At 72.6% G+C, this 13908-nt stretch carries 12 protein-coding genes; 7 read left to right on the top strand and 5 right to left on the bottom strand.

Features of this window, described 5'->3' with window-relative positions; all coding sequences use genetic code 11:
• Positions 1–29 precede the first annotated feature (29 nt).
• Entirely contained in the window at positions 30–932 is a 903-nt protein-coding gene (locus tag RNL97_RS11140) for a class I SAM-dependent methyltransferase (protein ID WP_313750643.1), read from the bottom strand.
• A 262-nt stretch (positions 933–1194) separates the two neighbouring features.
• Between RNL97_RS11140 and RNL97_RS11135 the strand changes: the two genes are divergently transcribed.
• Positions 1195–2616 carry an FG-GAP and VCBS repeat-containing protein gene (locus RNL97_RS11135; RefSeq protein ID WP_313750642.1) on the top strand — a complete coding sequence of 474 codons (1422 nt, stop codon included), beginning with the start codon at positions 1195–1197 and terminating at the stop codon, positions 2614–2616.
• 236 nt (positions 2617–2852) lie between these two features.
• On the opposite strand, the gene RNL97_RS11130 is transcribed toward RNL97_RS11135, so the two are convergent.
• On the bottom strand, positions 2853–3503 hold the full coding sequence (locus RNL97_RS11130) for a hypothetical protein (RefSeq protein ID WP_030592417.1): 651 nt from the start codon (positions 3501–3503) through the stop codon (positions 2853–2855).
• Positions 3500–4594, bottom strand: coding sequence for a M20 family metallopeptidase (locus tag RNL97_RS11125; RefSeq protein ID WP_030592413.1), 1095 nt, complete (start codon positions 4592–4594; stop codon positions 3500–3502). The genes RNL97_RS11130 and RNL97_RS11125 overlap by 4 nt, the downstream gene beginning before the upstream one ends.
• Before the next feature lie 215 nt (positions 4595–4809).
• On the opposite strand from RNL97_RS11125, the gene RNL97_RS11120 reads away from it, so the two are divergent.
• The 3 genes from RNL97_RS11120 to RNL97_RS11110 all read left to right on the top strand — a co-directional run bounded on the left by RNL97_RS11120 (position 4810) and on the right by RNL97_RS11110 (position 7502).
• Positions 4810–5727: a LysR family transcriptional regulator gene (locus RNL97_RS11120; RefSeq protein WP_313750641.1), complete on the top strand. Its 918-nt coding sequence runs from the start codon at positions 4810–4812 to the stop codon at positions 5725–5727.
• Between the two features lie 94 nt (positions 5728–5821).
• Positions 5822–6442, top strand: a complete 621-nt coding sequence (locus RNL97_RS11115; protein ID WP_030592407.1) for a DUF1707 SHOCT-like domain-containing protein — start codon at positions 5822–5824, stop codon at positions 6440–6442.
• Positions 6443–6545: 103 nt separating this feature from the next.
• On the top strand, positions 6546–7502 hold the full coding sequence (locus tag RNL97_RS11110) for an IS481 family transposase (RefSeq protein WP_313750640.1): 957 nt from the start codon (positions 6546–6548) through the stop codon (positions 7500–7502).
• A 61-nt stretch (positions 7503–7563) separates the two neighbouring features.
• On the opposite strand, the gene RNL97_RS11105 is transcribed toward RNL97_RS11110, so the two are convergent.
• Both RNL97_RS11105 and RNL97_RS11100 read right to left on the bottom strand, forming a co-directional pair.
• The gene (locus tag RNL97_RS11105; protein ID WP_030592404.1) at positions 7564–7833 is read right to left on the bottom strand and encodes a DUF1905 domain-containing protein; all 270 of its coding nucleotides are present in this window, start codon (positions 7831–7833) and stop codon (positions 7564–7566) included.
• A gap of 112 nt (positions 7834–7945) precedes the next feature.
• Entirely contained in the window at positions 7946–9523 is a 1578-nt protein-coding gene (locus RNL97_RS11100) for a PucR family transcriptional regulator (protein ID WP_243314076.1), read from the bottom strand.
• 104 nt (positions 9524–9627) lie between these two features.
• Here RNL97_RS11100 and RNL97_RS11095 point away from each other — a divergent pair, with 104 nt between their 5' ends.
• The 3 genes from RNL97_RS11095 to RNL97_RS11085 all read left to right on the top strand — a co-directional run bounded on the left by RNL97_RS11095 (position 9628) and on the right by RNL97_RS11085 (position 13879).
• The gene (locus RNL97_RS11095; RefSeq protein WP_030592398.1) at positions 9628–11139 is read left to right on the top strand and encodes a sodium:solute symporter family protein; all 1512 of its coding nucleotides are present in this window, start codon (positions 9628–9630) and stop codon (positions 11137–11139) included.
• Between the two features lie 89 nt (positions 11140–11228).
• Entirely contained in the window at positions 11229–12200 is a 972-nt protein-coding gene (speB, locus tag RNL97_RS11090; protein ID WP_030592395.1) for an agmatinase, read from the top strand.
• Complete coding sequence (locus RNL97_RS11085) at positions 12197–13879, top strand: thiamine pyrophosphate-binding protein (protein ID WP_030592392.1); 1683 nt, start codon at positions 12197–12199, stop codon at positions 13877–13879. Before speB ends, RNL97_RS11085 begins: the two co-directional genes overlap by 4 nt.
• Positions 13880–13908: the final 29 nt, after the last annotated feature.

Here is a 13908-nt window from a genome sequence, read left to right as displayed (position 1 = left end):
CCGGGGGTCCGGCGATGCTGCCTGCTTCCTCATTCCTTCATGTCCTCCTGGACGGGACGGGCCATCCACGTCCGGCGCGTGGACCGTACGACGAGGTCGTCGCGGTGACGTACGTCCTCGGGCCCGCCGTCGACCAGCCGGTCGAGCGCGGCCAGGTCGTCGGCGTCGACGCGCCCGTCGAGAGAGCCGCGGATCCGCTCGAAGACCAGGAAGGCGTACCGCCCCGCCCCCTCGGGCAGCGGGGCGCGCAGCTCCCACGGCTCGGCGCGCTCCTGCTCGACGGAGAAGCCGGCGGCCGTCAGCAGGGAGCCCCAGTCGGCACCCCGGTGCGGCATCCGCTCGGCGTGCAGGCCGTCGAGCGCGGCGCGACAGCGGGCCTCCAGCTCGCCCGGCTCCCCGTCCGCGGGCAGGAAGGACGGCATCCCGTCCACCTCCGCGACGGCCAGCAGCCCTCCGGGACGCAGCGCGGCCCGGATGCCGGCCAGGGCGGTCGCGGGGTCGTCCAGGTGGTGCAGGGACGCCGACGCCCAGACGAGGTCGGCGTCGACCACTTCCGGCAGTCCCGCACCGGCGTCGGCCTCCAGCGCCCGCACACGGTCGTCCAGCCCCCGCTCGCGGGCCGCCGAGACGAGCCGCTCCAGCATCGCGGGGGAGCTGTCGACGGCGGTCACGCGGGCGGTCGGGAACCGCTCCAACAGGGCGAACGTGCCGGTCCCGGTACCCGAGCCGAGGTCGACGATGTGCCGGACGTCATCACCCGCCAGACAGGCGATACGCCCGGTGAGCGCGGTCAGGTGGGCTGCGAAGAGGGCGGCGTCGAGGTCGAGGATTTCGGGAAGGCCGTTCGGTGTCGCCCCGGAGCCGTGGGTGTGGGAGTGGGCATGCGCGGAGGGCGCCCCGTGCTGATGCTGGTGCTGGTGTCTGTGGGCCATGCGGTCGAGCGTACGGTCTGCTGCGTCTGACGCATACGAGCTTGCCTATAACGCAAGAAGATGGCGTCGAAACCAGCCGCTCAGGCAATGCGCAGACACGCGTAGGCGGCCGTTGGCCGGTTCGTGGGCGGCCGACGGGCGGCGCGTGGGCAGACGTCCGGAACCGGAGTGCGCAACCTGTTGCCCCCCGGATGGTCTTTCTGGGCAGGTGGCGGCAGCAGGCCCGCCTACGAGCGCACGCGCGCATCCCGGGGGATGACCAGTGAAGACTTCTCGACTCCGTACCGCTTCGGCGATCCTCGTGACGCTCGCCGCCACGGCGACCGCCGCCCCGGCCGTCTCGGGTACGGCGGTGGCGGCCGCACCGGCCCCCGTCGCACGTCAGCAGGTCGACTTCAACGGAGACGGGTACGAGGACATGGTCGCCTCGGTGCCCGACGGGACCGTGTCCGGTATCAAGAAGGCCGGTTACGTGGCGGTGTATCCGGGCGACGCGAAGGGCATCAACCCGGCCCGGCACCAGGTGATCCACCAGAACACGGCCGGAGTCCCGGGCTCGGCCGCCGCGAACGCGCGCTTCGGCGGTTCGACGCCCGCCGACATCGACGGCGACGGCTCCACCGACCTGCTGGTCTCGGCCGGCAACGGCCGGCCGATCATCCTGTTCGGCGGCAGGAGCGGTCTCGGCGCCCGGGCCGTCGAGCTCCAGGGCCAGGGCGACGCGGTGGGCGACTTCGACGGCGACGGCCGGGCGGACGTGGCCGGGATCGACCATTCCGACTGGGGCGGGAAGGTCGTGCTGAGCGAGAACATCGGCGCGGACGGCTCGGTCGGGAGCACCCGCACGGCGCTCACGTCCGACGGCGTCACGGCCTACGAGGGCCTGCAGGCCGCGGACATCGACAACGACGGCAAGGACGACCTGCTGGTACGCACCGGCTGCACCGAGGAGCCGGACTGCGGCGGGACGTCGCTGTATCTGTCGACCGGCACGGGCTTCGCCCACACCCCCATCGCCACCGCGCCGGGAACGTACCTCGACCACGCCTCGGTGACGGTCGGTTCGGTCAACGGCGACGCGTATCCGGACCTGGTCCTCACCCGGCAGCCGACCGGCCTGGACAGCGACGTGGACTTCCCGAGCAAGGGCGGTGCGGTGGCCGTCGCCCTCGGCGGCCCCCAGGGGCAGAACACCTCCGTGAAGCCGAAGTGGATCACCCAGGCCACCGCCGGGGTGCCGGGCGCCGACGAGAAGGGCGACGCCATGGGCGCGAGCGCCGCGGTGGGGGACCTGGACGGCGACGGCTACGGCGAGGTCGTCGTGGGCCTGCCGGGTGAGGACGTCGGCACGGCGAAGGACGCCGGCGGGGTCCTGGTCTTCAAGGGCCGCGCCTCGGGCATCACGGGCGCCAACACGAAGGTGATCGGCCAGTCCACCGCGGACGTCCCCGGCGTCGACGAGCAGGGCGACGCCTTCGGCGGCGAGGTCCACGTGGTGGCCGGCGCCAAGGGCGTACCGGCCACGTCGGCGGTGGCGGCCCCCGGCGAGAACACCGGTCAGGGCGGTGTCTGGCTCCTCAAGGGCAGCCGCACGGGCCCGGTCACCACGGGCAGTGTCTCCTTCGGCGAGGCGAGCCTGGGCATGACGCCGTCGGCGGTCCGCTTCGGCAACCGGCTGGGCTGACGGGTCCGTTCACGAGCCACCGGCGGACAGAGGGTGCCGAGTCGAGCACGAACAGGGTGAAGACGGCGACCCGTTGAAGCCCGGGCCCGGCGAGGGGCCCACGGTCGGTCAGGGAGACCGTGGGCGGCGTACAGAGCGGCGTACAGATGGGCGGCCGGATCGGTCACCATGACACCGCTGGGACACCGCAGGCGAGGTCGGAACCGAGCCCGCCGCCTGAGCTGCCGGGGATGCCCCTACCCGCCGGACGGGGACTGTTCCACCTCCCACGGGTCCACCGACGGCTTCAGGCCGAACCTCCGGTTCAGCAGCGCCTGCGCTGCCTTGAGGCTCTTGATCCCTTCGTCGAACGTGGACCACCCCCGCAGCATCTGTCCGGTCTCCTGGGGTGACTGGATCGTTCTGCCGTCCTTCGGCACCGAATTCGAGACCTGACGCACCGCCCCGTCGAGGTGCTCGATGGCGGCCGCCCAGGCCGTCTGGGTCTTGGGGTCGGGGATGGAACCCATCAGCCGGGCCGTGCTGAGCGCTTCCGTGAGGCCACCGAAGTCCAGGATCACGAGGTCGAACGCCTCGCGGGGGCGGGCGGATTCGGCGTTCCGGGCCTCCTTGACCAGGGTGACCACCGCTGTCTCGCCCCCGTACGTGTACCACTTGGCGACGGCTTCGGCGATCTCGGCGGCGGTACTCGGTGTCGGCGAGGCGGTCGGAGACGGGGGTGGCGGCGAGCCCGGAGTCGGGGACGAAGTCGGGGCCGGGGTCGGTTGCGTGGTCGCGGTGGCGTCGGCGCGGGCCTGATCGGTGTCGGTTCCCGTGCAGGCGGTCAGCAGTGCGGCGGTGACGACCGTGAGGAGCAGTGCGACGCGGGCGCGTCCGGGACGGGTCATCGCAGGGTCCGGGTGACCAGTTCGGCCAGCAGCCGGGACCGGGGGATCATGCTCGCGACCTCCACGTATTCGTCTTCGGCGTGAGCTCCCGCGCCCACCGCTCCCAGCCCGTCCAGCGTCGGGCAGCCCACGGCCGCCGTGCAGTTGCCGTCCGAGACGCCGCCGACGGCGATCCCGCGCAGGGGGCGCTGGCCCAGTTCCCGGGCGATCCGGGAGGCGAGGGCGAAGAGTGCGGCGGAGGCACCGGGTTCCATGGGCGGCCGTCCGCCGATGTCCTCGATCTCCAGCCGGGCCCCGGGTGTGCGGGGCGACAGCCCCCGTAGGAGCGTGTCGACGTGATCCCGCGCGGCCGAGGTGGGTACGCGTACGTCCACCGCGATCCTCGCCCGTGCGGGCACCGTGTTGGATGTGCTGCCGGCCGACATCAGGGTGGGCGTGACGGTCGCACTGCCCGGCCCCCCGCCGCCTCCTGCCACCGCCGCTCCGATTCCCGCGATGGCCAGTACCTGATGCGCCGCCTCGACCGCGGCGTTGACCCCCTTCTCGGGGGCCAGCCCCGCATGCGCCGCCCGTCCGTGCACGGTCACCTCGTAGCGGGAGCTCCCTTTGCGCGCTGTCTTCAAGGCCCCGTCGCGGTCGCCGGACGCCTCCAGGACGAACGCCGCCACACTTCCCCGCGCCGCCTCCTCGATCAGCTCGCGCGAGGTCGGGGAGCCGATCTCCTCGTCCCCGTTGACCAGCACGCACACCCCGTCCAGGGTGCGGAGGGAGGCCAGGGCGTGGAGCATCTGGACCAGTCCGGCCTTCATGTCGAGCACGCCGGGCCCCCTCGCGATCCCCGTGGCCACCGACCACGGCCGGGCTTCCAGCGAGCCCATCGGCCACACCGTGTCGTGGTGCCCCAGCAGCAGCACCCGTGGCGTGCCGAAGACCCAGCGCAGATGGGTCACCCCGTCGATCACGATGCTCTCGGGAGCGGTCCCCAGCAGTCTCGTCCCCAGGGCGCCGACCGCGTCGGCGCTCCGGGCGAGCGCGGCGAGGTCGGCCGAGTGGGACTCGCAGCGCACCAGCGTCTCCAGGTCGGCGAGCATCGCCGATAGCGCGCCTGCCTCCTCGGTATCAACTTCTCTGCTCAGCACGGCACTTCCCCTCGTCGGGCAGGGGAGTCGGATCCCCCGGAGTGATCGGAGCGGCTCGCGTGGGGCCGCCCCGTCGACGCTAGGACGAGGCGGTACATTCCACCAGCGACTGCATTGCATGGGAGCCATGCGGCACCGGAATGGGTCGCGCTGAGGAGGGGTGTCCCGTGTTCGACATCGACGCGCTGCGGCTGCTGGTGACCGTGGCGGGGACGGGGTCCTTCACCAAGGCCGCGGTCAGCCTCAACTACACGCAGTCGGCGGTCTCCCGGCGCATCGCGTCGCTGGAGCAGGAAGCGGGCGGGCCGCTCTTCGAGAGGCTTCCGCGAGGCGTACGGCTGAACCCGTCCGGCCGTGCCCTGTACCGGCACGCCGTGGACGTCCTCGACCGACTGGCGCGTGCGGAACAGGAGTTGGCCGTGCTGCACCGAGGGCATGGCGGGCTGCTCCACGTCGGGGCGTTCTCCACCGCCAACTTCTCGTTGGTGCCGGCCGCGCTACGGGCGTTCCGGCTGGCTCGACCGGAGGTCGAGGTCATCGCGGTCGAGGGCCGCAGCGGCATGCTGACGGCCCGGCTCGCGGACGGGGCGCTCGACCTGGCCGTGGTCAGCGACTACCCCTCCGGGCTGCCCTCCGCCGACAGGGTCACCACGACACCGCTGTGCGAGGACGAACTGCTCGTCGCCCTCCCCTGCGAACACCGCCTGGCCGGAGCCGACGTGGTCGACCTGTTCGAACTGCGCGACGAGGCCTGGCTGCAGGACGCGTACGGGGACCGCCCCACGATGCTCGCCGACGCCTGCGCGCGGGCGGGTTTCGTCCCCAGGAAGATCATCCGGATCGCCGAGTGGGCGGGGAAGTTCGGTTACGTGGCCGCGGGCCTCGGCGTCGCACTGGTCCCGTCCCTGGCCGCCTGGGCGGTGCCGGACGGGCTCGTCCTGGTCCGGCTCACCGACCCCGCGCTCTGCCGGACCCTGCACATCGCCCTGCCCGCCGCCCCGCTGCCGTCAGCGCTGACCCTGCGCGGTCTGCTCCGAACGGCAGCCGCCGACGGCGGGGGCCTCGGGAGGGGGAGGCGGCCATGAAGGAACAGGCCCGATCCGGTACGGGGCACAGGACGCTGCTCACGGTGCGGCGACCTCTGGTCGCCCGGCCCGCCGACTACCTATTCTTGGGATCATGACTGCCCAGCTTCCGGAGCCCACTCCGCGCCCCGTCCCAGCAGGAGAGCTCCGCGCATCTCACGACGACCGGGAAGCAGTGGTGGAGCAGCTGCGCGATGCGGCGGCCGAGGGGCGCATCGACCTCGATGAGCTGGATTCCCGCCTGGAGCAGGCGCTGACGTCGAAGACGTACGCCGAGCTGGCCGTCCTGACGGCCGACCTGCCGAAGCCGCCGGCGTCGGCCGCGCAGGACCTGCCGCCGCTGGTGCTCAAGGGCGGCATGTACGGCGCGTCCCGGGGCCCCGGCCGCTGGGAGGTTCCCGGGCACGTGGTCGCGCGCGCGGGCCTGGGAGGGGTGAGCCTCGACTTCACCAGGGCCGAATGCCGCCTCGCGCAGGTCGTGGTGGAGGCGTACGGGGAGACCTCCGGCGTCACGATCGTCATCCCCGACGGCTGGGCCGCGGACACCACCGGCATGGACCCCGGCTTCGGGGGCCTGAAGGACAAGACCACATCCGACCGTCTCCCGGGCACTCCGCTGATCCGGCTCACCGGGTCCGGCGGCATGGCCGGAGTGGTCATCCGCCACCCCAACAAGCGGGAACGCCGCAAGCTGGCCGGCGATGCGAGGCACTAGGTGTATTGACCATGAGCGTTGTTAACGCTGGGCAGGTCTTGATCATGACGAAGACCTCCGGTGTGGTGGGGGTGTCTACGCCGCACCGCACACGGAGGTCTTCGTGTCACACCGTAATGCCCGCCTGACCGTTCACGGCAGGCGGATCCTGGTCGCACGTGTCCTGGCGGGCCGTCCGGTCGCGCATGTGGCTGCCGAGATGGGCATATCGAGGCCCACGGCTCACAAATGGGTCCGCCGCTGGAAGAGCGAGGGCGACGCGGGTCTTGTCGACCGGTCCAGCAGGCCCTGCAGGACACCGCACCGGACACCGGCCGCCGTGGAAGATCGCGTCTGCGATCTGCGGCGAACCCGAAAGCTCGGACCTGCGCGGATCGGCCCGATCCTTGGACTGCCCGCCTCGACCGTGCACCGTGTCCTCACCCGCCACCGGCTCAACCGGCTGGCCTGGCTCGACCGCCCGACCGGCATCGTGATCCGCCGCTACGAACGTGAGCGACCCGGCGAGCTGATCCACGTCGACGTGAAGAAGCTCGGCCGGATCCCCGACGGCGGCGGCCACAGGACCCTGGGCCGCCAGGCCGGCCGCGCCACCCGCAGCAACGTCGGCTTCGACTACATCCACTCCGCCCTCGACGACCACTCCCGCCTCGCCTACAGCGAGATCCACCCCGACGAGAAAGTCGCGACCTGCGCAGCCTTCCTGACCCGGGCCGCCGCGTTCTTCGCCGACCTGGGCATCACCCGGATCGAGCGCGTTCTGACGGACAACGCGTGGGCCTACCGCAAGGGCCTGGTCTGGAAGCAAGCCCTGGCCGACATCGGCGCGACCGGCAAACTCACCCGCCCTTACCGGCCCCAGACCAACGGCAAAGTCGAACGCTTCAACCGCACCCTCGCCGACGAATGGGCCTACCAACGGCCCTACACCACCAACACCGAACGCACCGATGCCCTGGCAGACTTCCTCCACACCTACAACCACCACCGCAGCCACACCGCACTCGGCGGCCACCCACCCATCACCCGTGTCAACAACCCTGCGGGTCAATACAACTAGGTCCTGAACCCGCTGTCCGTTCAGCGCGCTGCCGGGGCCGTCACGCTGTCGGCCGCCCGGGTCAGCCGGAGATGCGCTCCTCCAGGCGGACGGTCACGGTGTCCCCCTCCTCCTTGCCGATCGCCTTGCGTACGTCCGCCTTCACGGGCAGCTTGTGCGTGCCGTCCCCCAGGGCCATGAAGGAACTCCGGAACGGGTGGCCGTCGACGGTGCCCCGGACCTTCACCAGGCCGCGGGTGCCGAAGAACTCGGCCGACTCGGGCCACACCACGTAGGTCCAGCCGCCCTTGCTCGGGCTCTTCCGCAGAGTCGCGGTGAATTGCTCGTCCATCATCGGTACCGCCTGTCCGTGAGCCCGCGGCGGGGCCCGTCGCGGTGTTCACCCATAGGACAGGGGCGGGCACGGAAACTCATCGGTGACTCGGAGGCCCGGCCTTCCCCGCTCACCCCTGCCGCAGCGCGAACCACAGCTCCGCCCGTACGTCCATGTCGTCCAGCTCCGCGCCCAGCAGCTCCCCGCACCGCCCGATGCGTTGGCGCACCGTGTTGCGGTGGACCCCGAGCGCCACCGCCGTACGGTCCCAGTTGCCGTGCAGGGAGAGCCAGCAGCGCAGGGTGTCGGCCAGCGGTGCGGTGAGCGGGGCGAGGAGGGCGCGGGCGTGGGCCGCCGCCTCCTGGGGCGGGACCAGGGCGGCGAGGCCGCTCACGGGGGCGTCCACCGTCAGCGGTGAGCGGGTCGCCTGCGCATGGGCCAGGGCGCGGGCGGCCAGGGAGTCGGCGGCGTCGAGCGCGGTGACGGGCGTGGGGGCGGATGCGCCGAGCGTCCAGCCGGGCTGCGGGGTGACCCCGTGCCCCTCCGGCAGCAGTCGTTCAGCCTCGTCCTCCGGTGCCGTGCCCGGTTGCCGTCGCCCCGTCTCGCCCCCCGGCGCCGTGCCCGGCAGCAGCAGCCGTACCGCCTCGCCGCCACCCTCGCGGGCCGCGTCCACCAAGGCCGTGCCCAGCGACGCGCCCAGGGCCCCGGCGGTCAAGGCGTCCGCCGGGGTGCCGTCCGTGCGGCGGGCGTGGATCACCGTCCAGGGGCCGGTGGAGCCGAGGAGCGGGGCCACCTCGGCGGGGCCGGCGCCCAGGAGCATGCGGACCAGGGCCGCCGAACGGCCCGCCGCGTCCGCGCCCTGGTGCGGGGCGGCCAGCAGCGACAGCAGGACGACCGCGATGCCCGCCACCGTGTGGTCGCCGGACTCCCGCCGCCCGGCGGCCAGCGCCAGGACCAGGCCGTGGCCGCCGCCCAGCGCGTACGCCGACAGATGCGTGTCGCCGTGGGTGTCGGTGGCGGACGCGGGGGAGCCGGGGCGTTCCCGGGCCACCACGCGGGCCAGGCGGGTCAGGGCTCCCGCCGGCTCCGGGGGCAGGCGGCGGCCCGCCGCGTGGACCTCCTCGCCCCGGGCCGTCAGCAGCACCGCCCGGCCGCCGAGCTGCGCCGCCAGCTGGTGCAGGACCGCCGGTACGGGGTCGGAACGGGCCGCCGCCGTCGCCAGGGCCTGCTGGGCGCGGGTCACCCGGCGCAGCTCGCGGTGGCGCGCCTCGGCCATCAACCGCCACACCGCCCGCGCGATCGCCGTGAACGGGGTCTGCGGTGGCACCTCCAGCAGCGGCAGCCCGTACCGGTCGCACGCCTCGATCAGCGCCCCGGGCACCGTCTCGTGCACCGGGCGCACCCCGAATCCCAGCGCCGCCGCCCCCGCCTCCACCAGCCGGCCGACGTAGTGGTCCGGGTCCGTCAGCAGCACCCCGGCGCTCAGCAGCAGCTCACCGCCGAGGAGGTACGGATACGGGTCCGCCATCTCCGAGGTGTGCACCCAGAGCAGATCGGCCTCGGCCGGGCCCGCGATCCGGCGCAGGCCCAGGTCCTTGCTCGCCAGCAGTTCCGCCAAGGGGATGGGCGGGGCAGGCGGTCCGGGGGACGAGGACGGGGGCGGGGGAGCGGTGCCTGCGGGAGGGGTCGGCATGGACGGTTCATCCATTCGATGGGGTAAGAGTGGAGGAAACGTACACTTCAGCGTCGGCTTTCGGCCACCTACCGTCTTCCTCGCACGTACATCTGTTTGCGCGAGACGGAGGGAAGCCCATGGCTGTCGACTACGCCGTGATCGTCGTCTACCTGGCCGGCATGCTCGCCATGGGCTGGTGGGGCATGCGCCGTGCCAAGTCCAAGAGCGAGTTCCTGGTCGCCGGACGCCGCCTCGGGCCCGCCATGTACTCCGGCACCATGGCCGCCATCGTCCTCGGCGGCGCCTCCACCATCGGCGGCGTCGGCCTCGGCTACCAGTACGGGCTCTCCGGCGCGTGGATGGTCTTCACCATCGGCCTCGGGCTCCTCGCGCTCTCCGTCTTCTTCTCGGCGCGGATCGCCCGGCTGAAGGTCTACACCGTCTCCGAAATGCTCGACCTCCGCTACGGCGGGCGGGCCGGGATCATCTCCGGTGTCGTCATGTGGGCGTACACGCTGATGCTCGCGGTCACCTCGACCATCGCGTACGCCACCATCTTCGACGTCCTCTTCGACGTGAACCGCACCGTCGCCATCATCCTCGGCGGCACCATCGTCGTCGCGTACTCGACGCTCGGCGGCATGTGGTCGATCACCCTGACCGACATGGTCCAGTTCGTCGTCAAGACCATCGGACTGCTGCTGCTCCTGCTGCCCATCGCCGTCGTCAAGGCGGGCGGCTTCAGCGAGATGAAGGCCAAGCTGCCGACCGAGTACTTCGACCCGCTCGGCATCGGCGGCGAGACGATCTTCACGTATGTCCTGATCTACACCTTCGGCATGCTGATCGGGCAGGACATCTGGCAGCGCGTCTTCACCGCGCGCAGCGACACGACGGCGCGGTGGGGCGGGACGGTCGCCGGTACGTACTGTCTCGTCTACGCCGTCGCCGGGGCCGTCATCGGCACCGCCGCCAAGGTGATGTACCCGAACCTGGCCAGCGCCGACTCCGCCTTCGCGACGATCGTCAAGGACGAGCTGCCGGTGGGGGTGCGCGGGCTCGTGCTCGCCGCCGCGCTGGCCGCCGTGATGTCGACGTCCTCCGGTGCGCTGATCGCCTGCGCCACAGTCGCCAACAACGACATCTGGTCCCGGTTGAGGGGGGTCGTCGGCGGGGGCGGGGCCGGTGACGAGCCGCATGACGAGGTCAGGGGGAACCGGGCGTTCATCCTCATCATGGGCATCGCCGTCATCCTCATCGCCATCGCGCTCAACGACGTGGTCGAGGCGCTGACCGTGGCCTACAACCTGCTGGTGGGCGGGCTCCTCGTGCCGATCATCGCCGGGCTGCTGTGGCGGCGCGGCACGGCGGCCGGGGCGCTGTCGGCGGTGTGCGTGGGGGGTGTCGCGGTGGTCGGGCTGATGTGGCACTACGGGATCCTCGCCAACCAGCCGATCTACTACGGGCTGCTGGCGTCGCTGGTCGTGTACGTCGTCGTCTCGCTGGCCACGCCGCCGACGGACGCCGCCGTTCTGACCGCGTGGCGCGAACGTCTGGCGGGCAGTCCGGCCCGTCCGGCGTTCGAGGGCAGAACCCTCGCGCCGGATCCGGCCGAGCCCGCAGACGTCCTCAACCGCCGGACGGGCTGATCGCGGCCGGACGGGCCTGAGGCGGCCGCACGGGCTGAAGTGCCCGCACACTTGACACCGTACGAAACCGAAGGAAAGGCACACCCCCCATGAGCAGCACCGATTCGCCGCGCGGCCCCATCGACTCCTCCCGTGTCCCGCGCTACGCCGGGCCCGCGACGTTCGCCCGGCTGCCCCGGCTCGACGAGGTCGGGCGTACCGACGTCGCCGTGGTCGGCGTGCCCTTCGACACCGGCGTCTCCTACCGGCCCGGCGCCCGCTTCGGCGGCAACGCCATCCGCGAGGCATCCCGGCTGCTGCGCCCGTACAACCCGGCCCAGGACGCCTCCCCCTTCGCCCTCGCCCAGGTCGCCGACGCCGGCGACATCGCGGCGAACCCGTTCAACATCAACGAGGCCGTCGAGACCATCGAGGGCGCGGCCGACGACCTGCTGGGCACCGGCGCACGCCTGATGACCCTCGGCGGCGACCACACCATCGCCCTGCCCCTCCTGCGCTCCGTCGCCAAGAAGCACGGGCCCGTCGCCCTGCTCCACTTCGACGCGCACCTGGACACCTGGGACACCTACTTCGGCGCCGAGTACACCCACGGCACCCCGTTCCGCCGGGCCGTCGAGGAGGGCATCCTCGACACCTCCGCCCTCTCCCACGTCGGCACCCGCGGCCCGCTCTACGGCAAGCAGGACCTGACCGACGACGAGAAGATGGGCTTCGGCATCGTCACCTCCGCCGACGTCATGCGGCGCGGCGTCGACGAGATCGCCGACCAGCTGCGCCAGCGCATCGGCGACCGGCCGCTGTACATCTCCATCGACATCGACGTCCTCGACCCGGCGCACGCCCCCGGCACCGGCACCCCCGAGGCGGGTGGCCTCACCTCCCGCGAGCTGCTGGAGATCCTGCGCGGGCTCTCCTCCTGCCACCTGGTCTCCGCCGACCTGGTCGAGGTCGCCCCCGCGTACGACCACGCCGAGATCACCTCTGTGGCCGCCTCCCACGCCGCGTACGAGTTGACGACGATCATGTCCCGCCAGATCGCGGCGGAGAAGGACGCCAAGTGAGCCACGACCACGACGACCGGCCGCAGCTCACCGCCGCCCAGGCCGCCGCCGTACTGAACCCGCCGGCCGGCCGCAATGGCGGTGACCTCGTCGTCGAAACCCTCCAGGGGCTCGGCGCGACCACCGTCTTCGGCCTGCCCGGTCAGCACGCGCTCGGCATGTTCGACGCGCTGCGCCGCTCCTCGCTCCGGTACGTCGGGCTCCGCGTCGAGAACAACGCGGGGTTCGCCGCCGACGCGTACGGCCGGATCACCGGGGAGGTGGCCCCGCTGCTGCTGTCGACCGGGCCCGGCGCGCTCACCTCGCTCGCCGCGCTCCAGGAGGCGGCAGCCGCCTCGGCCCCCGTTCTCGCGATCTCCAGCCAGATCCCGACGGCGGGGCTCGGCGGCGGGCGGCACGGCTATCTCCACGAGCTGCGTGACCAGCAGGCATCCGTCCGCGACATCGTGAAGTCCGTGCACACCGTGCGGACCGCGTCGCAGATCCCGTCCGCGATCGCCGCCGCCTGGGCGTCCGCGCTGACCGCTCCGCACGGGCCGGTCTGGGTCGAGATCCCGCAGGACGTACTGCTGGCCGAGACCACGCTCCCCGTCGTCAGCGCGATGGACGCCACCCCGCGTGAGCTGTACCCGCGGCCCGAGCTGACCATCGCCGCCGCGCACCTGCTGTCGAACGCCGAGCGGCCCGTGATCGTCGCGGGCGGCGGAGTCGTACGCTCCGACGCCTCCGGCAAGCTGCGTGCGCTGGCCGAGAAGATCGACGCGCCGGTCGTCACCACCTTCGGCGGCAAGGGCGCCTTCCCGTGGGACCACCCGCTGTCGCTGCGCTCCTGGCTGGAGGACCGGCACACCACCGACTTCCTGGAGGACGCGGACGTCCTGCTCGTCGTCGGCTCCGGCCTGGGCGAGCTCTCCTCGAACTACCACACCTTCCGCCCGCGCGGCCGCGTGGTCCAGATCGAGGCGGACGCCGGGAAGCTGGAGTCCAACCACCCCGCCCTCGGCATCCACTCCGACGCCCGCGAGGCGCTGGCCGACCTCCTGGACACCGTCGGGCGCCGCGAGGACCCGGGCGCCGCCGAACGCGTACGTACGGTGCTGGAGAAGGTACGGGTCCGGATCGAGGCCCAGGACCTCACCCTGGAGCAGCAGGTCCTCGCGGCCGTCCGCGAGGCGCTGCCCGACGCCGCGCCCAGCTTCTGGGACATGACGATCCTGGCGTACTGGGCCTGGTCCGCGTTCGACGCGCGCCGCCCCAACACCATGCACTCCGCCCAGGGCGCGGGCGGCCTCGGCTACGGCTTCCCGGCCGCCATCGGGGCCGCTGTCGCCGACCCGACGAAGCCCGTGCTCGCGGTCTCCGGCGACGGCGGCGCCATGTACTCCATCGCGGAGCTGGCCACGGCGCGCCAGTACGATCTGCCGTTGACCTGGCTCATCGTCGACGACGGCGGCTACGGCATCCTCCGCGAGTACATGACGGGCGCCTTCGGCGAGACCACCGGCACCGAGCTGGCCCGCCCGGACTTCGTCGCCCTGGCCGAGTCCTTCGGCGTGCCCGCCGTCCGGACCGGCCCGGAGTCGCTCGCCGCCGACCTGTCGAAGGCTCTGGCAACCCCCGGGCCGTCGGTCGTCGTGCTTCCCGCCCTGCTGCGGATGTTCGAGCCGACGCATCTGTAGCCGGCGGACTCCGCTGGACGTGGGCGGCG

This window comes from Streptomyces parvus, from assembly GCF_032121415.1.
GTDB classification, from domain to species: domain Bacteria; phylum Actinomycetota; class Actinomycetes; order Streptomycetales; family Streptomycetaceae; genus Streptomyces; species Streptomyces globisporus_A.
Note: the sequence above shows the minus strand (reverse complement) of the source record. Positions and strands in the feature narration are given on the sequence as shown.